The organism is Pseudomonas sp. GM48, assembly GCF_000282335.1.
Classification (GTDB): Bacteria; Pseudomonadota; Gammaproteobacteria; order Pseudomonadales; family Pseudomonadaceae; genus Aquipseudomonas.
The window spans coordinates 43,689-64,307 of the sequence record NZ_AKJM01000041.1; the positions used below are offsets into that span (position 1 = coordinate 43,689).

A 20,619-nucleotide genomic window follows, 5' to 3' on the forward strand; every position below is an offset into this window, starting at 1 on the left:
CGATATTTGAACGCAAGCTCCAGTTCGTTATTTTCTACACGATCAATAGAGTGATCAATTTATTAATGTATTGTCAGTTGCGTTTTTTATCCTTTTTTCTGGAATATTCCCTCTAGTCTTTTGGGGAGAGCGATCAGAAAATAAACTGAAATACCCGTGAAGCAAATAATGACCGCTGCCTGAAAGATGCCTGGATCAATCTCTATAAAATAACTAATTGCCAGTGAAATCCACATTGTGTGGAAGCCAGCGCAAGCAATCAGGAATAGCCGAACTCTAATGAGGAAAAACAGTTTTTTCATGGCGTCGTTGCTTTCCATTGTTCATGCAAGTTATCTATCGTCATTGCATCAGCGCTTCTCTCCAGCAGAAACGCTGGGGTGGATGAGTTTCTATATGCGCGCACATAGTCAGCTTTGACGTGCCTAAACAAGCGCCAGGAATCGGGCTTTAAAACCATTCGCCCAGCTCCATATACAGACAGGCTCAAGTCGAAAGCGCCATACGCCATGTTTCCGGCGTGTTCGGAGCGATTAAGTGATTTGGCTAAACCTTGGTACCCTTTCCTGAGTGGACCCTCTGTATCGCTACGTTCTTCCAGGATATTGCGGCTGTTTTCATACACATTGTTAGCGCCATGGAGCATCATCGGGACGCCAGCCGCAATGCAAAGAGTGCCAGCAGATAAGTAACAAATCCCTCCCCCTGTTGCAATTTGTAGTGCCCCAGCGATTACTCCAATGCCTTTTTGAGTGACCGCCCAGGATTGACTGAGCAAACTGCTCTGTTCGTTTTTTATCTCTTTCAAACCTTGCTCAGGGCTTTTATTGCCCTGGGCCACGCTATTGACGATGCCTCTCGCGTAATACGCAACTTCTCGATTGAATTGCAATCGCAGAGTACTGTCTTTGATGTGTCGAGCGGCTAAGGTGCCTGCTTGATTGCTCAAGTTACCTGCCGCCTTGCAAACAGCCCAATAATCGCAACTGCTTTGCTCGGGAATATCTTTTAATAGTCTCATTCGTTGTTTATCCATGAAGCGTACCCACTCGTTCCGGCCAAATGGTGTCTCCATGTAATTTCACGGTAACGAATGGCAACGTGTTCTTGAGGTTCTACATCGTTCTGAATGACGACGTGGGGCATGTCGAGGGTCAAGTCGGCAATCACTCCGCCCTGGATTTTGCCGGTGATGGTCATGTAGCCGTGATTGGCCATAAAAGTGCCACTCCTTTTTTCGGAGTGGAACCTTATAAAAAGTGTGTCAGAGGAGATGTAGGGCGTTTCTGAGTATTGAGTAGGACGAAAATGGTTTTGTGACGGCTTACTGCATTACGGCACGTAGTGCAGCAACACGAAATCATTCTTGTCGAACCGTCCGCTCAAGACGGGCGGCAATGCACCGATAGCCGTGCCTTGCAGTGTCTTGTAAACGTTCAGGTCCATCATCAGCCACACCGGGCCTTTGAGGTTTTCCAGTTCCTGGGGTGAATCGGTGAACACCGGGTGCAGGTCCTGTTTGATGTTGACCATGAACTTGATGGCCTTGGCGTCTTTGCCCATTGCGTGCATCACCAGCGGCGCAGGGGCTTCTTGCATGAGATCGACAGTGGAGCGGCTAAAGGTCCGGGTGTCGTAGAGCTGGTGCTGAATGGGTTCGAATTGCAGGATGTAGAACGACCAAAGTGCCAGGACCGCGCACATAGCCAATGCTTGCGCTCGCCAGCGGGGATGCTTGAGCGCTGCCAGGGCGATCACTTGCAGCAAGCCGAGAATGATGAATAACGAAGTGAGGTGCGCCACTTCCTCGGGAAATTTTCGCCGGACTACCAGCAATGCCACGATCAGCAGGCCCGGGATCAATAACCACAGCCCCTGCATCAACCCGCGCAGCCAACCAAACAATCGACCCTGTGTGGCGTAGAACGGATACGCCGCCACAATGGCCGCCATGGGCAGCATCGGCAGCAGGTAGCGGGCCTTTTTGGCCTGGGGGACGGAAAGCCCGATCATCACAATCAACCCGGCCGCTACGCAGTACTGCAACAGGCGCAATGCCGGCCCGGCTTCCCGCGGACCCGATAACGCAACGGCCCCAAGCGCCAGCACTGCCAAGGGCCACGCCAGCGCGTAGTTACCCAGCGAACTGGTGAAGTAATACAACAAATCGTTGGAACCCTCGGTGCCGTCCATGCGCCCCATGAACTGCATGCGAATCACGTCCTGCAAGAAGGCCAGGCCGCCACTGATATCCGCCAGCCACAGCAACAGCCCGATGCACACCGCCAGCAACAACGCTGCCAGTAATCCGAAGATGATCAGCCGTCGCCATTGGCGACCGACCAGAAAATAGCTGCAGAGCATTCCGGTGGGAATGACCAGGCCGATGGGCCCACGAATCCAGAAGCCCAGTATCAGCAAGGCAAAGACCAGGCCCCAGCGGCGCGGCGCCGCGAAGTGATCGGTGGCATAGCCCAGGTAGAACACGCTGAACGCGACGGCCGCGAGCATCAGGTCGAGGGAAACGGCGCGGGTTTCAGTGATGAAGGTGTTGGTCAACAGCATCAAGGCGATGCTCAGCAGCGCCCAACGCGTGGAATAGGGCGCCAGCAGGCGGTACATCAACGTGACGATGACCGCTGCGGCGATGGCGCTGGGCAGCCATGCGGTCAGGCTGGTGACCTGGCCGAACGGCAGCGAAAGCAGCCAGATGAATATCGTTGAAAGTCCCGAATAGTCTGCGTAAGGCTGGTCATAGGTCGTCGGAAAAAACGACGGCCCATTGCGCAGCATCTCCTGGGCGAACAGCACGAAGCGCGAATCGAAACCGATGGCCGCCTGCTGGTACATCCCGGCGCAGAACAACAACAGCGCCAACAGACCCAGCGCGAGGGACTGTTGGCGGATGTGAGGGATCATGATCTTTAAGCGACCACAGCGTCGGTTGACCATTGCTGGTAAGGAATCGGCAATTTGCGCGATTCGCCACGGCCGATCGGGAAGTAGGTGAAACCGATGCGTGCCAGACGGTCTGCGTCGTACAGGTTGCGGCCGTCGAAGATTACCGGTGCGTTGAGCCGCTGTTGGATCAGCTCGAAGTCCGGAGCCTTGAACTGTTGCCATTCGGTGCAGATGATCAGCGCGTCGGCACCGGACAAGACCGACTCGGGCGTACCCATGAGCATCAGTTTCGATTCATCGGGATACAGCTTCTGGGTTTCCTGCATGGCTTCCGGATCGAACGCACGGACATTCGCCCCGGCGGCCCACAACGATTCCAGCAACACCCGGCTCGGTGCGTCACGCATGTCGTCGGTGTTTGGCTTGAACGCCAGGCCCCACACGGCAAAGGTCCTGCCACGCAAGTCGCCCTTGTAGAACGCATTGATGCGCTCGAACAGCTTGTGTTTCTGCCGCTCGTTGATGGCTTCCACCGCTTGCAACAGGTCGCTGGAGCAATGGGCCTCCTCGGCACTGTGGATCAGGGCGCGCATGTCCTTGGGGAAGCAAGAGCCGCCGTAGCCGCAGCCGGGGTAGATGAAGTGGTAGCCGATACGCGAGTCGGCGCCGATGCCCAGGCGTACCGATTCGATGTCGGCTCCCAGGTGTTCGGCCAGCTCGGCGATCTGGTTGATGAAGCTGATCTTGGTCGCCAGCATGCAGTTGGCGGCGTACTTGGTCAGCTCGGCGCTGCGCAGGTCCATGAACATGATGCGCTCATGGTTGCGGTTGAAGGGCGAGTAAAGGTCACGCATCACCTCACGCACTTCATCGCGTTCACAGCCGACGACGATACGGTCCGGGCGTCGGCAGTCGGCCACGGCCGAGCCTTCTTTCAAAAACTCCGGGTTGGAGACGATATCGAACTGCAATACGCGGCCAGCGTTGAGCAGGCATTTGTCGATGTGCGCGCGCAAGGCGTCGCCGGTGCCGACCGGGACGGTGGATTTCTCCACCAGGATCGCCGGTTGTTCGCGATGCCGTGCCACTGCTTCGCCCACCGACATCACGTAGCGCAAGTCTGCCGAGCCATCGTCTCGCGACGGAGTACCGACTGCGATGAACAGCACCTCTCCGTGCTGGACCGCGAATTTTTCGTCGCTGGTGAACTGCAACCGCTTGGCGTCAAGACCTTCGCGTACGAGGCTGGCCAGCCCCGGTTCGAAAATACTCACGTGGCCCTGTTTGAGCAGTTCGACTTTTTTCTCGTCAACGTCCATGCAGACCACGTCGTGGCCGACTTCCGCCAACACCGCTGCCTGCACCAGGCCAACATAACCGCTACCAAATACACTGATTTTCATGGAGCACTCCTTAATTCGGGCGCACGAGCAGGTCGAGAATTGATGGTAATGACGCCGAGGATGACCAATGCCACGCCAAGGCTTTTTGTAAGGCTGAACGCTTCGTTGAACAGTGGCAGGCTGGCGGCCAGCAGGTACACCAGCGCGTAGCTGATGCTCAGCAACGAGTAGGCTCGGCCCAGGGGCAGGTCCCGCAGGGCGGCGAGCCAGCAGAGCATCGACAACGCGTAGGCGAAGATGGCAACGAGCACCACGGCAACGGCTGTCAGGTCAATAGGATCGGTGAGCCATTGTTCGGGTCGTGGCAGGTGACTCATGCTCCAGCGCATGCCCAATTGGGCGGCGCTGACCAACAGCACGCTGCCCAGTGCGAAGGTGATACCGCGACTCGGGTTCATGCGTGCTGCCCCAGCAGAGCCACGCCGCCGATCACCAGCGCCACGCCTAGCCAGTGGCGGCGGTCGATGGTTTCGTGGAACACGAAACGCGCAACGAGGGTGATCAGCACGAAGTTCAGGCTCAGCATCGGATAGGCAATCCCGACTTCCAGGCGTTGCAGCACCAGCAACCACACCAGCAGGCCCAGCCCCAAAGAGGCCAGGGCCAGCCACAGCCAGGGCGAACGCAGTTTGTCCATCCACCCGGAAGGTTTGCCACGCCAGCTTTCTACCGCATATTTCTGGGCGATCTGGCCGAGGCAGGTCAGCAGGCAGGCGACCAGTAGCAATAGCAGGCTCATAGTGTCGCCTGAGGGATAATCAAAATCACCAGATTGCCTTGTTCGTACCGCTTGCCCTCTTTGGGCAACTGTTCAAGTTCGCGCAGCTCTTCTTCGCCCTTGACCCGCATGACCACACCGACCGAGCCTTGCTGGCGAGCGTCGTGCATCCATTGTTGCACCTGATCGGGGTCGACGCGCTGCTTAAGCGAATCAGGATAGGCAAGGCCGTATTTCAATTCGCCTATCGTGTTGAAAAAAGCCACTTCGGGACGTTTCAACCGCCAGGACAACGCCGACGCGGCACCCAGATCGTTGCTCAACAGCTTGGCGCTTTGGCCGAGCTCCTGGGCGTGATCGAGGATGAACTGGTCGGGCGTTTTGTTGGCGACCACCGAGTTGGGCAGCCCTGCTGGCAGTACGCCGATGAACAGCAGGCTGCCGAAAGCCGGGGCAGCCCAGCATTGCAGCGGGCGGAAGGCTTGCAGCAGGTTGGCCATGATCCAGCCGATCAAACCGATGAACACCAACACCAGGTTGTGCAGTTCATGATCGTAAATCGGTTTTTTCAATTGCAGATAAACCAGGGCCAGCAGGGTAACGACACCCAGGACCAGGTTCAGCAGGCCATTGATGCCCAGGACGCGGCCTTGTTCCAGTTTCAAGCGGTCAGCCAGTGCATGGCCGAGCAACAGGGCCAGTGGCAGCAGGCACGGCAGAATGTAGGACGGCAGTTTGCCTTTGCTCAGGCTGAAGAAGATCAGCGGCATCCACAGCCACAGCATTAGGAACGCAATATTGGCCTGGCCTCGGGTCTGCCATGCCTGTTTCAGCGCTGGCGGCAGCAACGCCACCCACGGCAGGCTGAACGCTACCAGCAGCGGTAAGTAGTACCACCACGGCGCGTTATGCTGTGCGTCCTCGCCGGCGAAGCGACGGATGTGCTCGTGCCAGAAGAAGAACCGCCAGTAATCGGGCTCCTGGGCATGCACCGCCAGGACCCATGGCAGGCTGACGGCAATGGCCACGACCACCGCCACCGGGCCGTAGGCCAACAGTTGACCCAAGCGCTTTTGCCAGATCATCCAGGGCAGGGCGATCAGCACCGGCAACAGCCAGGCCAGAAAGCCCTTGGTCATGAAACCCATGCCGCAGGCCAGGCCCAGCACTACCCACGCCACCAGGCGTTGGCCACGACCGGCGCTGTCCAGCGCAAACCACAAGGCTACCAGGCTCAGGTTGACCCAGAACGTGAATTGCGGATCGAGGTTGGCGTAACCCGCTTGACCGGCGATGACCGTGAAGCTCATGTACAGGATGGCGCAGGCAAAACTCTTGCGTTCATCGTTCCACATCCGGCGGGCGATCAGGTAGCACAGCAGCACGCTCAGGCCGGTGCTCAGTGCCGAGGCGAAGCGCACCCCGAAGAGGTTCTGGCCGAACAGCGCCTGACCGATGGCAATCATCCAGTAGCCGGCCGCCGGTTTTTCGAAGTAGCGTACGTCCATGAAATGTGGCGACACCCAGTTACCGCTCAGAAGCATGCTCTGGCCGATCTGGGCGTAGCGGGTTTCGTCAGGAATCCATAAGCCATGACTGCCCAGCGGCAGCAGGTACGCCAGCGCCACCATGGCCAGCAATAACGGCACAGCCCAGCGTCTGCTCATGCGCCTTGCACTCCCAGCCAGCCTTCGCGACCTTCGAGCGCACCGCGTACCACACGGCCGATCGGCAAACTGTCAGGGGTTTCGGGCAGCAAGTCGCCCAAGGGTTGAAAACGGATGTCACGCTGATGCGCATCGCTCAGCAGTTGACGGAAATCATTGGCCATCAGAATCCCTTCTACCTCGGCATGAATCGTATAGACGTTGAGTTTTTCCGGATTGAACCGGTCGAGTATGAAGGCGTTGAAGTCTTTGGCGGCAACGGTCGGGCCGACCACTTCGTCGAACGTCGGCAGGTCCACCGGGATTTGCGGTGCGCCCAGGCGACCACCGGTCAATTGCGGCTGGAACAGGTTCTGGCCGCGACAATCGCTGTTATAGCGAAAGCCGAAACCCTGCTTGGCTTCGATCACACGCTCGTCGGCACGCCAGCCGGCAGACGCCGAGCAGGTGATCTTGTCCCCGAGAATGTCGCTGAGCGTGTCCACGCCACGGCGTATCTGTTCGACCAGTTGTGCGTCACTCCAGCGCCCGGCATTGGCTTGCCAGCCGTGGTGATCCCAGGCGTGCAGGCCGACTTCATGCCCGGCATCCCGGGCCTGACGCATCAAGTGCCCGAGGTCGCGGCCGATCGGTTTTCCGGGCCATGCAGTGCCGGCCAGCAGAATGTCCCAGCCATACAGGCCGGCTGCGTTGGAACGGAGCATTTTCCAGAGAAACTGTGGACGGATGAGGCGCCACAAGTGGCGCCCCATGTTGTCCGGCCCGACACTGAAGAAGAACGTCGCCTTGACCTGAGCTTCATCAAGGATTTCCAGTAGCCGTGGCACCCCTTCACGGGTGCCCCGGTAGGTGTCGACATCAATCCGCAGTCCCGCCTGCATCAGCGCTTGTCCGCGATTTCGAGCATGGCCTCGCGCAGGAAGAAGTCCAGCGTGTTGCCGATGGTTTCGCTCATCTCCACGGTCGGCGTCCAGTCCAGCAGGCGCTTGGCGTTGGCGATGCTCGGCTTGCGATGGGACACGTCCTGGTAACCGGTGCCGTAGAACGCCTTGCTCTCGATATCGCGGAAGCCGGCGAACGGAGGGAAGTTGGCGCGCAGCGGGTGAGCTTCGAACTGGCGCAGCAGCTCTTCGCCCAGTTGACGGATGCTGGCTTCGTTCTCCGGGTTGCCGATGTTGATGATCTGGCCGTTGCAGACATCATTGTCGTTGTCGATGATCCGTGCCAGAGCTTCCACGCCGTCGGCGATGTCGGTGAAGCAGCGTTTTTGCTCGCCACCGTCGAACAGGCGAATCGGCGTGCCTTCCACCAGGTTCAGGATCAGCTGGGTAATGGCGCGGGAGCTGCCGATACGGGCCGAATCCAGGCGGTCCAGACGTGGGCCCATCCAGTTGAACGGACGGAACAGGGTGAAGTTCAGGCCCTTCTGGCCGTAAGCCCAGATGACGCGGTCGAGCAATTGCTTGGAGACCGAGTAGATCCAGCGCTGCTTGTTGATCGGGCCGACTACCAGGTTGGAGCTGTCTTCGTCGAAGTTAGGGTCCTGGCACATGCCATAGACTTCCGAGGTCGACGGGAAGATCACACGCTTGTTGTATTTGACGCAGTAGCGAACCAGTTTCAGGTTCTCTTCGAAGTCCAGTTCGAATACGCGCAGCGGGTTACGGGTGTATTCGATTGGCGTCGCGATGGCCACCAGCGGCAGCACCACGTCGCACTTCTTGATGTGGTACTCGATCCACTCGGAGTGAATGCTGATGTCGCCTTCGACGAAGTGGAAGTTCGGGTGGCTGCGCAGGCGCTCGATGGCGTCCGAACCGATATCCAGGCCGTAGACTTCGTAGCGGTCGTCACGCAACAGGCGCTCGGACAAGTGGTTACCGATGAAACCGTTGACGCCGAGGATCAGCACGCGGGTACGACGCGGGGCACGACCGGATTCGGCACCGCGCAGCACGGAACCGTCCACCAGGCCCAGTTCGTTGGCCAGTTGCGGACCACTCAGGTACAGACCGTTGTCGTTGCGCTGGCCGGCGTTGATGATCAGCGAGTCTTCACCGCAGGCGATGCGCAGCGGGTCGACGCTGATGACGCGGCCCGGAGCCAGGCCTTCGTTGCCCTTGGCGACTTCGGCGCTCCAGACAATCAGCTTGTGCTCGCCCACCGCGCAGAAGGCGCCCGGGTACGGTTGGGTCACGGCGCGGACCAGGTTGAACAGTTCTTCGGCCGGTTTGGCCCAGACCAGTTTGCCGTCGGCCGGGGTACGACGGCCGAATACGGTGGCTTTGGATTCGTCTTGCGCAGTTTCGCTGACTTTGCCTTGCAGCAGCGCCGGCAGGGTGTCGCGCAGCAGGTCAGAGGCTGCCGCACGCAGTTTGCCGTGCAGGCTCAGTGCCGTGTCGCTGCGCTCGATCGCGACCTTTTGCTGGGCAACGATGGCGCCCGCATCGGCACGCTTGACCATGCGGTGCAGGGTCACGCCGGTTTCCGTTTCGCCGTTGACCAGCACCCAATTGGCCGGTGCGCGACCACGGTAGCGTGGCAGCAGGGAACCGTGCAGGTTGAACGCGCCTTTGCGCGCCGTGGCCAGCAGCGGTTCGCTCAGCAGGTTGCGATAGTAGAAGGAGAAAATGTAGTCGGGATCGAGCTTGGCGATACGTTCGATCCACAACGGATGGTTGGCATCTTCCGGTGCGTGCACGGCAATGCCGTGGCGGGCGCACAGCTGCGCTACGGAGCCGTAGAACGCGTTCTCCTTCGGATCGTCGGCGTGAGTGAACACCGCAGCGATCTCAAAACCGGAGGAGAGCAGGGATTCGATGCCGGCACAGCCAATATCGTGATAGGCGAAGACAACAGCTTTTGCACTCATGAAGGAACCTGATCTGAAGAAGTGGAAGTAAGGCCGTCGACGGTGACAACGGAAGCAGGGGAGGCTGGCTGGCTACGCAGCACCTTTTCAATGAAGAAGCGCGGTCGTGCGCGCACGTCGCTGTACATGCGGCCCAGGTATTCACCCAACAGGCCCATGCCGATGAATTGACCACCGGTGAAGACGAACAGCACGGCGAACAGTACGAAGGTACCGCCACCGGCCCAGCCGGCGCCGAACACCAGGCGCAACAGGACCAGCGCGATGGCGAACAGCATGCCCAGGGCCGCCATGCCGACACCGACGATGCTCAGCAGTCGCAGAGGCGTGGTGGTCATGCAGGTGACCAGGTCGAACATCAGGTTAATCAGGCGCATCGGGCTGTACTTGGAATCGCCGTGTTCACGCTCGGCGTGGGTCACGAGGATTTCCGTGGTATGGCGGGCAAAGCTGTTGGCCAGGATCGGAATGAAAGTGCTGCGTTCACGGCAGGCGAGCATGGCGTCGACGATGGTGCGTCGGTAGGCGCGCAGCATGCAGCCGTAGTCGCTCATGGCCACGCCGGTGGAGCGTTGCACGGCGAGGTTGATCAGCTTCGATGGCCAGCGGCGCAAGGCCGAGTCCTGGCGGTTGTTGCGTACCGTCGCGACGACGTCATAGCCGAGCTCGGCCTGGGCCACCAGCCGCGGGATTTCTTCGGGCGGGTTTTGCAGGTCGGCATCGAGGGTGATGACGACATCGCCCTTGCACTGTTCGAAACCGGCCATGATCGCCGCATGCTGGCCGTAGTTGCGGTTGAGGATGACCGCCACCACCGGGCTGCCTTCGCGGGAGGCGGCGTCTTCGAGGATCTGCGCGGAGTCATCGCGACTGCCGTCGTCGACCAGCACGATTTCGTAGGCTTGGTGCAGCTGCTGGCAGGCTGCTTCGGTGCGACGAAGCAACTCCGGCAGGCTGTCCTGTTCGTTGTAGACCGGAATGACGATCGACACGAAGTTGATTGGGTAAGGTCTCAAAGGCTTCTGTCCATGCAGTTTTCAATGGCACCGACGACGCGCTCGACATCGTCGATGGTCATGTCGGGGAACAACGGGATCGAACACAACCGCGCCGAATTCCATTCGGTGTTGGGCAGGTACAAGTTGGGGAAGCGTTGTCGGTAGAAAGTATGCAGGTGTGTTGCAATGAAGTGAATGCCGGTGCCGACATTCTGTTCCTGGAGGGCTTTCATGAACGCTTCGCGATCCAGCCCGCAACGTTCGGCGTCGATGCGCAGGATGAACAGGTGCCAGGCGTGCTTTTGCGAATAGGTTGGAACTGCCAGCGGTTGCACCGGCAAGCCTTCCAGGCGTTGCAAGTAGGTCTGGGCCAGTTGAGTGCGCTTGGCGTTGATCTCGTCCAGGCGTTCCAGTTGCACCAGCGCGATGGCCGCGTTGATGTCGGCTAGGTTGTACTTGAAGCCGGGCTCAATCACTTGGGCCTGGGGCTTGCGGCCGTGGGTCAGGCGGTCGTAGGCATCAACCCCCAGCCCGTGAAACTTGAGCATGCGCACCCGGGACGCCAGGGCTTCATCGTCGCTGACGAACATGGCGCCCTCGGCGCAGGTCATGTTCTTGATCGCGTGGAACGAAAAGATCGCCGTGCCTTTGGAGCCGACGTGACGACCTTTGTAGAGAGTGCCAGCCGCGTGGGCGGCGTCTTCGATCACGGCAATACCGTGTTTGTCGGCCAGCGCATAGAGCGGATCAAGATCGAATGCCGCACCGGCGTAATGCACCGGGATGATGGCTTTGGTGCGCGGCGTGATCGCGGCTTCGATAGCGGCCACATCGGTCATCAGTGTGTCGCGGTCGACGTCGACGAACACCGGCGTGGCACCCAACAGGGTGATCATGTTGGCGGTGGAAACCCAGGTCTGCGATGGTGTAATGACTTCATCGCCGGGACCGACGCCCAACGCCAGCAGGGTGATATGCATTCCGCCGGTGGCCGAGGACAGTGCCACGGCATGCCGGCACCCGACGTAGTTGGCGAAGTGTTCTTCCAGTGCCTGGTTCTTCGGCCCGGTAGTGATCCACCCGGAACGCAATACTTGCTCTACGGCAGCGATTTCTTCGTCGCCGATACTGGGGCGGGAAAAAGGGAGAAACGCCTGACTCATGGGCACCTCAGGGGCTGAAAACGTAAATAGCCTTTGAGGCTAAAAGGGATCCAAAAATCAGCGTAGACGCTAAATCAGAATTTGCATCAAATCAACTAGTTACTGAACGGAGGTGAAAACTGCATCGGTTGACTTTTTCCGCCATGGGCGGCAGCTTGGGCTCCCATCCGGGCTGCGCCGACTTTATGGAAGGTTATGCCCGATTTTGTGAAAGGAACATGAAAAAACGGTTGGGGAATCGTTTATCTGAAAGCTATTAAGCCGCTGTTCAGACTTCCAGCGTTTATGGCGTTTTTTAGGAAAGTCCTACAGCGGTAATGTCTTTTACATGATCGTTATTTCACTTCTTAGTTGTTTCATTGAACTGTTTTCATTCAAGGCCGTTTCGTTTGATTGACTTACCTGCAACTGATTCACGCACACCCCGCACCAATCCGCTGACCCTGTATCTGGCGCGGCTGGCGCCGTCCAGCCAACTGACCATGCGTTATGTGCTGCAGGATGCCGCCGATCGCCTGGGCTTCGAAGACCACGACATCGAGGAAATACCCTGGCACAACCTGCAGCCCGAGGACGTGATCGCGCTGGTGGCGACTTTGCGTTCGGACGGCTATGCGCCCAACACGTCTTCGCTCTATGTCAACGCGGTGCGCGGGGTGATGAACGAAGCGTGGCGCATGAGCCTGATCTCTCAGGAACATCTGCTGAAGATGCGTTCGGTGAAGGGCATTGCCGGTACGCGGCTGTCCCAGGGGCGCAATCTCAGGCGGACGCTGATCCAGGAACTGATGGCGGTCTGCGCGGCTGATCCGCGGCCGCAAGGCCTGCGGGATGCAGCGATCATCGGGATTCTGTATGGCTCGGGGATGCGCAAATCCGAATCGGTGAACCTGGAGCTGAGCCAGGTCGATTTCACCGAGCGCAGTCTTCGGGTGACCGCCAAGGGCAACAAACAATTGATCAAGTACGCCCCGGCCTGGGCGTTCGCCAAACTTGAGGCATGGCTTGAACTGCGTCGTTCGTTGCTCAAGGAAGGCGAGTCGGACGACCCGTTTCTGTTCAACCGCATCCGCCGTGGCAGCCACATCACCCGTGAGCGCATCACCAAGCACGCGATCTACTACATCGCCCGGCAGCGGGGCGCGCAGGTCGGGGTGAAAATCATGCCCCACGACTTCCGGCGTTCATTCATTACCCGGGTAATCGAGGAGCATGACTTGTCGATTGCGCAGAAGCTGGCGCACCACAGCAATATCCAGACCACGGCCAACTACGATGTGCGCGATGACAACGAGCGGCGTCGGGCGGTGGATCGGTTCGATCTGTGAACGATTACATCTCGCTCAGCACATGGGCATGGCCGATGGTCGAGACCTGAACCGAGCTGCCGGCGGGTGGTGCATACATGCCTGAACTGCGCACCAGTAGTGATCGGCCCGGTTGCTCGCTGCGGGTTATTGACTGGAGTTCCACCGTCAGCGTGCAGGTGTTGCCGCTGAAATCCCGGTCGGTGACCACGGCCCGGCACCCGCTGGCTTCCAGATCAGTGGGGAGGATGCTGGCCAGTTGCAGCTGTTCGGGGCGCAGCATGATCTGCGCCGACTTGTTGTTGCGGTGGTTGTTGACCGGGATACGCCCCAGGTCGCAATGGGCCCAGCCGGCCTCGATGCGTGCGGGCATGACCACGGCATCCCCCAGAAACAGGGCGGTTTGTTCGTCTTCAGGATAGCGGTAAAGGTCCAGCGGATGCCCTGACTGGACCAGCCGGCCATGGCGCATCACCGCCAACTGGTCGGCGAACGACAAGGCTTCACTCTGGTCATGGGTGACCAGGATGGTGGTGACGCCCGCGTCCTCCAGCAGCCGCGCAACCATCTTGCGCATCGCGGCGCGCAATCCGGTGTCGAGTGCCGAGAACGGCTCGTCCAGCAGCATCAGCCGTGGCTGTTGCGCCAGGGCGCGGGCCAGGGCCACACGCTGTTGCTGGCCACCGGACAATTCATGAGGCCAGCGCTCGGCCATCTTCGCGTCCAGCGCCACGCTGTCCATCAGTTCGGCGACTCGCTGTTGTTTTTCATTGCCCTTGGTGGACAAACCGAAGCCGATGTTCGCCGCCACGGTCATGTGCGGGAACAGCGCACCGTCCTGCGGCACGTAGCCGATCAGGCGTTGATGGGCCGGCACTTCGTGGGTGCCGTCGACCAGGGTCTGGCCATTGAGCGAAAGACGCCCGGAATCGGGGAATTCGAACCCGGCAATCATTCGCAGCAAGGTGGTTTTACCCGAGCCGGAAGGGCCGACGATGACCGTACGACTGCCGCTGGGAACCGACAGGCTGACGTTGTCCAGAGCGCAATGGGCGCCATAGGACTTGTAGAGGGCATTCAATTCAAGAGTGTTCATCGGCCAGCCGTTTTTTTCGATTGGTGATAAAGAAGTCCGGTCAACGGAAGCGACAGCACAACCATCAATAAGGCGTAGGGCGCAGCAGCGGCATAATCGATTTCGCTGGTCATGGCCCAGAATCCGGTCGCCAGCGTGCGCGTGCCGTTCGGGGCCAGCAGCAGGGTGGCGGTCAGTTCGTTGGTGATTGCCAGGAACACCAGCGCCGCACCGGCGGCTGCCCCCGGCGCGGCCAGGCGCAGGGTGATCAGCCACAGTGCCCGCGCTGGCGAGCGGCCAAGGCTGCGGGCGATGTTTTCCAGTTCCACCGGGGCCTGGGCGATACCTGCGCGCAGGCTAACCAGGGCACGGGGCAAGAACATCAACAGGTACGCCAGCAGCACGGTGAAGGTGGTCTGGTAAATCGGCCGGGCAAAATGGATCGTGATGGTCACCAGCGCCAGCGCAACGATAATTCCGGGCAAGGAACTGGTGATGTAGTTGCAGCTTTCCAGTACCCGTTGCAGTCGGCCAGGGTAGCGGATCGACAGCCAGGCAATCGGGATCGCCGCGCAGGTGGTCAGCGCTGCGCCTGCGATACCGAGTAACAGGGTTTGCTCCAGCGCGGGCAACAATTCAGCCATATCCCAGACTTCCACACCGCCGGCGATGAGCCATTTACCCAGGGTGATCAAGGGCACGCCCAGGGCCAGGGCGCAGGTGACGATTTGCAGCGTCAGCGACAGCAGCGTTGAAGTCGTCTTCAGGGTAACGACCCGCTGCTCCCGGGCGCTTCCCGAACCGACGCGAGCGTAGCGCGCGGAACCGCGGGCGGCGGATTCGGCGGTCAACATCGCCAGGCAACACAGCGCCAGCACACTGGCCAGCATGTGCGCCGCTGCGCCGTTGAAGGTCGATTTAAACTGATCGAAGATCGCGGTGGTAAAGGTGTCGAAGCGGATCATGGCGTACAGGCCATATTCGGCCAGCAGGTGCAGGCCGACCAGCAAGGCGCCACCGCAGATCGCCAGGCGCAATTGCGGCAACACCACGCGGAAAAACACTTTCCAGGGTTTGAGCCCCATGGATTCGGCGACGTCTTCAATGGCCGGGTCGAGCCGGCGCAAGGTGGCCGCTACCGGCAAATACAGGAACGGGAAGTAGGCGATGACCGAGACCAGGACACCGGCAAACAAGCCGTGAATCGGCGGTACCAGGCTGACCCAGGCGTAGCTGTGAACGAACGCAGGCACCGCCAGCGGTGCGGTTGCCAGCAACGACCACCAGCGTCGTCCGGGCAAATTCGTGCGCTCGGTCAGCCAGGCCAGAGTCACACCCAGGGCCACGCACAACGGAATCGTCAGCAACACCAGCAACATGGTGTTGACCATCAGTTCCCCGACACGGGGCCGGAACACCAGGGCCACAACGGTTGACCAGCCGGTCTGTAGGGAAACACCAATAACGTAAACAATCGGAAGCAGCGCCAGTAACGAAACCAGCACCGACAATCCGATTACCCACGCACCACCACGCCCCGCAAAGACCCCACGGGAACGTCGACGCAAATTTGCGGGTGTCGCCTCGGCGACATCCGCAGGCAGGGTTTCAGGTATCAATTAGAGCAGTCCGGCCTGTGTCATCAGCTCCACGGCTTTTTTACTGTCGAGTTTTGAAGCATCGACAGTCGGCGCATCGAGTTGATTCAGAGGCACCAGTTTAGGGTTGGATTCAGCGCCTTTGCCCACGGCGTACTCAAACGACTTGCCGTTTTTCAGGACGGCCTGGCCATCCTTGCCGGTAATGTATTTGAGAAACGCCTGAGCTTGTTCTTTGTGTTTGCTGGAGGCGAGGACGCCGCCGCCGGAGATGCTAACAAAAGCGCCCGGGTCTTTGTGCTTGAAGTAGTGCAGGGTGGTGTTCTTGCTGTTTTCGCCCGTCTTGGACTGATCGACCAGGCTGTAATAGTGGTAGATCACGCCGCTGTCGATCTGCCCGGCATTCACCGCTTTGAGTACCGAGCTGTTGCCTCGGTAGTTGGCGTAGTTGGTTTTCATCGCTTTCAGCCATTCCAGCGTGGCCGCTTCACCCTTTTGCTCCAGGATGGCCGCGACAATGGCCTGGAAGTCAGCACCACCTGGCGACGCAGCCCAGCGTCCTTTCCAGGAAGGATCGGCCAGGTCCATGATCGATTTCGGCAGATTGGCTTCCGAGAGCTTGCTCGGGTTGTACACAAACACCGTGGAGCGAGCGGCAATCCCGACCCATTTGCCGTGGGCCGGGCGATAGGCGGAGTCAACCTGTTCCAGGGTGGTTTTGTCGACAGGCGCAAACAGCCCGGCGTTGTCGACCAGGACCATGGCCGGGGAGTTTTCGGTCAGGAATACGTCTGCCGGAGAAGCCGCGCCTTCCTGCACGATCTGGTTGCCCATCTCGGTATCATCGCCGTTGCGCAAGGTGACCGGAATACCCGTCTCCTGGGTAAAGCCCTCGACCCAGGCCTTGGTCAGGCCTTCGTGTTGCGCGTTGTACACCACGATGCCGACGGAGTCGGCTGCATAAACCTGGCCAGCGCTCAGCAAAGCGGTGGCCAGCAGGGCTTTTTTCAAGAACGAAGGGATGTTGGGAATCATTCTGCGGGCTGCTCCAGGTGCATTTTTATGAAAATCATACGCATTTAAACGCCTGTTAACCAATGCGAATGATTTGCATGTTTTGAATGGCACGGAATGTAGAGATCCAAATGAGAAAATAACGTCAAAAAAACCGTTAATACATGTAATTTTCATTCAGATTAGCAGCACTGCGTCCACTGTGGTTCGACAAACGAAAAAACCCGAGAGGCCGGTTCGACCTCTCGGGTTTTTTACGTCCTGGCTATCAGGGCTGGATTTGCGGGAAGATCAGGATCTGCAGGTTGCCGCGTTGATAGCGTTTTCCGTCGATGGGCAGCGCCTCGACTTCCTGAATTTCATCGACACTGTTGACCCGCATCACCACCCCGACCGAGCCCTTTTTACGCGCCTCGGTCATCCAGTCTCCGACCTCCTGCAGGGTCACCTTGCGCGAGGCCGCGGCGGGATCCGAGAGGCCGTACTTCAATTCACCGACGACATTGTAGAGCGCTACTTCCGGTCGCTTGGTCAGCCAGGACGAGGCCGAAGCAGCACCCAGGTCGTTGCTCAGCAGCGAGGTGGTCTGGTTCAGACTGTCCAGGTGTTCGGCGATAAATCGGTCGGGCATCTTGCTGTCGACAATCTGGCTCGGCATGGCGGCGGGTAGCAGCGCCACCAGCAGCCAGATGCCGAGGGCCGGCATCGCCCATAACGTCAATGGCCGCAGGATTTGCAGGGCGTTGGCAATGATCCAGCCCAACAGCACGATGAACGCCAGGGACAGGCTGAACATCTCGGTGTTCTCGAAAATCTCTTTGCGCCATTGCAGGTACAGCAGGGCAATCAGGGCCGACGTGGCAATGACGACGTTGAGCCATCCATTGAAGCGAATCGTCCGTCCCCGTGCCTGTTGCAACAGGCGGGTCAGTGCATCGCCCATCAGCAGTGCCAGCGGCAACAGGCACGGCATGATGTAGGTCGGCAGCTTGCCGCTGCTCATGCTGAAAATCGCCAATGGCAACAGCAGCCAGAGCAGGAGAAAACCGCTGACGGGTTGACGCTTGTTGTTCCAGGCCTGGATGAATGTGGTTGGCAACAACGCGGCCCAGGGCAGGACAGAAACCACCAGCATCGGCAGGTAGAACCACCATGGGCGCGCGTGTTGCGCGTTGTCGGCGGCGAAGCGGCGTACGTGCTCGTTCCAGAAAAAGAAATTCCAGAAATCCGGTTCTTGGTGATGAATGGCCAGCGCCCAGGGCAAGCAGACAGCCGCGGCGACCACAACAGCCAGTGGCCCGTAACGTAACAGTTCGCCAAAGCGACGCTGCCAGACGAGGTAGGGCAGGGCGATCACCGCCGGCAGCAGCCAGGCCAGGAAGCCCTTGGTCATGAAGCCCATGCCGCAGGCGATGCCCAGGACCACCCAGGCACCCAGACGGGCACGCGTGGTGCGGCTGTCGATGGCAAACCACAGGGAAACCAGGCTCAGGTTGACCCAGAGGGTGAATTGCGGGTCGAGGTTGGCGTACCCGGCCTGGCCGGCAATCAGCCCGAAGCTCATGTAAAGCAGCGCGCAAGCAAAACTTTTGCGCGGATCGCCCCAGAACCGGCGGGCAATAAGCCAGGTCAGCCACACGCTCAGCCCGGTGCTCAACGCCGACGCGATACGCACACCGAACAAGTTGTCGCCAAACACGGCTTGGCCGATGGCAATCATCCAGTACCCGGCAATCGGCTTCTCGAAGTAACGAAGGCCCATGAAGTGCGGCGAGATCCAGTTCCCGTTCTGCAGCATTTCCTGGCTGATCTGGGCATAACGGGTTTCATCGGGAATCCACAGACCGTGGCTCATCAGTGGTAGCAGGTAGAACGCGAAGAATGCCAATACCAGGGCGACTAACATCCAGCGCTCGTTAGCAGGCGCTGTTGGGGTGTGCAGGCGGGAAGAAAGGCCAGCAAAATCTGGCAATGGCTGATTTGACGTCATGTCTCGACCTTGGCGCTGAGGTGGCTGGTTGAAGAGTGATGTGCAACTTGCAAGAGTGAAAGTCGGAATGATATTGAACGGCGAGAAGTTGAATCACACTTCTCGCCGTTTTGTTCAGGCTTCATTCAGTCCGACTTGAAATAACTTAGTAGCAAAGTTTTCGAGCCGTAAAAATTTCAGTTCTTTTCTTGTAACAGAGTGTTCCAGTCTTCGGCATTCACAATACCGAGCACTTGCAGTTGCCCATTACCATCGATGTGGACAAACAACGAACTGCCGTACTCGGCGTCCTTCGCTGAATGCCTCAAGCCGCTCTGCTTTTCAAAGTCCGCGATGCAACCGCTGTGGGTCACCAGCACCAGGTTGCGATGGGCAACCTTGTGCGCCACGACATCGTTACGCAAGGTCGTGCCACAGGTAGCCAGCCACTCCTGAGTCCGTGGGTCGCTGTTGAACATGTAATGCGCGGTCTGCACGGTGCGCGTCACCGGGCTGGTGAGGATGTCGGTTTGTGTCAGGCCCAGGCGTGCCAGGCCTTGCCCGACGCCGGCCGCCGCTTCGCTGCCGACACGGGTGATGCCGTCGGCCGGGCCCAGGCAAGGATTGCTGGAGCGGTCGCAACGCTCGGCATGACGAACCAGCACCGCAATCTCGCCGGCACTCCATTGTTGCAGCAGTTGTGCCCGGGCTTGCGCCCCTTCATGGGCCAGGTTGGCCGGGGATCTCGGCCACAGGAAAAAACCGGTGACCACTGCGGCGACGGTCAGGGTGCCCACCGCCACTACCGATTTGAAGAGGCGCGAAGACGGTTTACGCGAGACGGAGTTGACCAAGTTTTTCCACCATTTGGAGCGCCAGGGAAAGTGCTGTTAAAAAAAGTCTGAAACAACACAAAAATTTCCGCCAAGACTTAGTTCAGCGAATTGACTGCTGCACAAAGTAAATCTGCGCAGGTGTCGGAGCAGTGAAAGGAATGTGAAAAATTTGCAGTGAGGGGCCAGCGGGTAATTAGCTGCTTACTGGGAATTGTTATCTTTCGCTCCTGCGTGGGATGACAGCGGCAAACTAACGCGGTCGACGAGATTGAACTCAACGGCGAACTTATCGCCGTTGATTCAAGGGGAGAAACCGAGGTCAGGAGGACGGGCAACCAGCCTGATGCCAGTCAGTTAAGCGCTAATGCGATCAGTAGCAACTGCCGAGCCCGCGAGGCTGCGTTCGGCTGCATGGCAGCCGTGAGTCCAGCTGACGCGGCTTGCCTGACGTAGCGCAATGACTGATTTTACGACTGCTTCGCAACCGAACGCAGCCTCGCGGACTCGGCAGCTGCTACAAAGGGTGTCTCGGCTGAAATTGCTTAATTGGGGCAACCAGCCTGTTTTTTCGCGGCAGCCTGGCTGATCAGCGCGGCCAGGCGCTTGATGTTGTTTTGCTGGGCAAGCACCAGTTCGTCGATACTCGGGCCTGAGGGGGTTTGCAAGGTACTGCGGCAAATGACCCGTGCAGGTTCGCTTTCGCCGGCACTGCGCAGGCGCCATTTCACGTCCATCAATGCGTATTGACCGGGGACCGAGTCAAAACGCTGCACATCGACCCGCACCGAATACCCGCTTTGTGCAGGATAGTTGCTCAGTTGATCGGCCAGCGCACTGTTCAATTCATCCACGAGGGTCGCGCCCCACCATTCGGTTTCCAGAATCGCCAGGCCACTGTTGCCCTGGCGAACGACGATCTGCGCACGATCGACCTGGGGCGGCACGCTGATGCTCTCGATCTGAATCACCCCGACGGTGGTCCTTGAGTGATCGCCCACCTGGGCCGGGGTCAGGGTGTGGAATTGAATCGGGTCACTGCGGCAAGCGGCGAGCAGCAACAGCGCGGTGACCAGTGTGAACTTCAGCGGAAAAGCCATG

Annotated in this window: 17 protein-coding genes and 1 pseudogene; 1 reads left to right on the forward strand and 17 read right to left on the reverse strand. The window is 59.1% G+C overall.

Going from position 1 to position 20,619, the window contains the following annotated elements:
• Positions 1-298: 298 nt before the first annotated feature.
• The 11 genes and pseudogenes from PMI28_RS21960 to arnB form a co-directional block, all read right to left on the reverse strand.
• Positions 299-1,021, reverse strand: coding sequence for a DUF4225 domain-containing protein (locus PMI28_RS21960; protein ID WP_007983902.1), 723 nt, complete (start codon positions 1,019-1,021; stop codon positions 299-301).
• Positions 1,018-1,182, reverse strand: a pseudogene (locus PMI28_RS21955) (type VI secretion system tube protein Hcp); the annotation flags it as partial. The gene PMI28_RS21960 and the pseudogene PMI28_RS21955, both read right to left, overlap by 4 nt.
• Before the next feature lie 150 nt (positions 1,183-1,332).
• Positions 1,333-2,919 carry an ArnT family glycosyltransferase gene (locus tag PMI28_RS21950; RefSeq protein WP_007983904.1) on the reverse strand — a complete coding sequence of 529 codons (1,587 nt, stop codon included), beginning with the start codon at positions 2,917-2,919 and terminating at the stop codon, positions 1,333-1,335.
• 5 nt (positions 2,920-2,924) lie between these two features.
• A complete protein-coding gene (locus PMI28_RS21945; RefSeq protein ID WP_007983905.1) occupies positions 2,925-4,304 on the reverse strand; it encodes a UDP-glucose dehydrogenase family protein in 1,380 nt (459 codons plus the stop codon).
• On the reverse strand, positions 4,301-4,702 hold the full coding sequence (arnF, locus tag PMI28_RS21940; protein ID WP_007983906.1) for a 4-amino-4-deoxy-L-arabinose-phosphoundecaprenol flippase subunit ArnF: 402 nt from the start codon (positions 4,700-4,702) through the stop codon (positions 4,301-4,303). The genes PMI28_RS21945 and arnF overlap by 4 nt, the downstream gene beginning before the upstream one ends.
• Entirely contained in the window at positions 4,699-5,043 is a 345-nt protein-coding gene (gene arnE, locus PMI28_RS21935) for a 4-amino-4-deoxy-L-arabinose-phosphoundecaprenol flippase subunit ArnE (RefSeq protein WP_007983907.1), read from the reverse strand. The genes arnF and arnE overlap by 4 nt, the downstream gene beginning before the upstream one ends.
• A complete protein-coding gene (gene arnT, locus PMI28_RS21930; protein ID WP_007983908.1) occupies positions 5,040-6,689 on the reverse strand; it encodes a lipid IV(A) 4-amino-4-deoxy-L-arabinosyltransferase in 1,650 nt (549 codons plus the stop codon). The genes arnE and arnT (PMI28_RS21930) overlap by 4 nt, the downstream gene beginning before the upstream one ends.
• Positions 6,686-7,570 (reverse strand): 4-deoxy-4-formamido-L-arabinose-phosphoundecaprenol deformylase, encoded by an 885-nt coding sequence (gene arnD, locus PMI28_RS21925; RefSeq protein ID WP_007983909.1) that lies wholly within the window; start codon positions 7,568-7,570, stop codon positions 6,686-6,688. Before arnD ends, arnT (PMI28_RS21930) begins: the two co-directional genes overlap by 4 nt.
• Positions 7,570-9,561 (reverse strand): bifunctional UDP-4-amino-4-deoxy-L-arabinose formyltransferase/UDP-glucuronic acid oxidase ArnA, encoded by a 1,992-nt coding sequence (gene arnA, locus PMI28_RS21920; protein ID WP_007983910.1) that lies wholly within the window; start codon positions 9,559-9,561, stop codon positions 7,570-7,572. Before arnA ends, arnD begins: the two co-directional genes overlap by 1 nt.
• A complete protein-coding gene (arnC, locus tag PMI28_RS21915) occupies positions 9,558-10,577 on the reverse strand; it encodes an undecaprenyl-phosphate 4-deoxy-4-formamido-L-arabinose transferase (protein WP_007983911.1) in 1,020 nt (339 codons plus the stop codon). The genes arnA and arnC overlap by 4 nt, the downstream gene beginning before the upstream one ends.
• Positions 10,574-11,722, reverse strand: coding sequence for a UDP-4-amino-4-deoxy-L-arabinose aminotransferase (gene arnB, locus PMI28_RS21910; RefSeq protein ID WP_007983913.1), 1,149 nt, complete (start codon positions 11,720-11,722; stop codon positions 10,574-10,576). The genes arnC and arnB overlap by 4 nt, the downstream gene beginning before the upstream one ends.
• Positions 11,723-12,111: 389 nt before the next feature.
• Here arnB and PMI28_RS21905 point away from each other — a divergent pair, with 389 nt between their 5' ends.
• Positions 12,112-13,050: a site-specific integrase gene (locus PMI28_RS21905; RefSeq protein ID WP_007983915.1), complete on the forward strand. Its 939-nt coding sequence runs from the start codon at positions 12,112-12,114 to the stop codon at positions 13,048-13,050.
• A 4-nt stretch (positions 13,051-13,054) separates the two neighbouring features.
• Here PMI28_RS21905 and PMI28_RS21900 read toward each other — a convergent pair whose 3' ends face one another.
• From PMI28_RS21900 to PMI28_RS21875, 6 genes are all read right to left on the reverse strand, one after another.
• Positions 13,055-14,125: an ABC transporter ATP-binding protein gene (locus PMI28_RS21900; RefSeq protein ID WP_007983916.1), complete on the reverse strand. Its 1,071-nt coding sequence runs from the start codon at positions 14,123-14,125 to the stop codon at positions 13,055-13,057.
• A complete protein-coding gene (locus PMI28_RS21895) occupies positions 14,122-15,720 on the reverse strand; it encodes an ABC transporter permease (protein WP_033063153.1) in 1,599 nt (532 codons plus the stop codon). The genes PMI28_RS21900 and PMI28_RS21895 overlap by 4 nt, the downstream gene beginning before the upstream one ends.
• Before the next feature lie 3 nt (positions 15,721-15,723).
• Entirely contained in the window at positions 15,724-16,737 is a 1,014-nt protein-coding gene (locus PMI28_RS21890; RefSeq protein ID WP_007983918.1) for an iron ABC transporter substrate-binding protein, read from the reverse strand.
• A 247-nt stretch (positions 16,738-16,984) separates the two neighbouring features.
• Complete coding sequence (arnT, locus tag PMI28_RS21885) at positions 16,985-18,706, reverse strand: lipid IV(A) 4-amino-4-deoxy-L-arabinosyltransferase (RefSeq protein ID WP_033063149.1); 1,722 nt, start codon at positions 18,704-18,706, stop codon at positions 16,985-16,987.
• A 176-nt stretch (positions 18,707-18,882) separates the two neighbouring features.
• Positions 18,883-19,539: a histidine phosphatase family protein gene (locus PMI28_RS21880; RefSeq protein WP_007983921.1), complete on the reverse strand. Its 657-nt coding sequence runs from the start codon at positions 19,537-19,539 to the stop codon at positions 18,883-18,885.
• Positions 19,540-20,063: 524 nt separating this feature from the next.
• Positions 20,064-20,618, reverse strand: coding sequence for a PqiC family protein (locus PMI28_RS21875; protein WP_007983922.1), 555 nt, complete (start codon positions 20,616-20,618; stop codon positions 20,064-20,066).
• Position 20,619 lies beyond the last annotated feature (1 nt).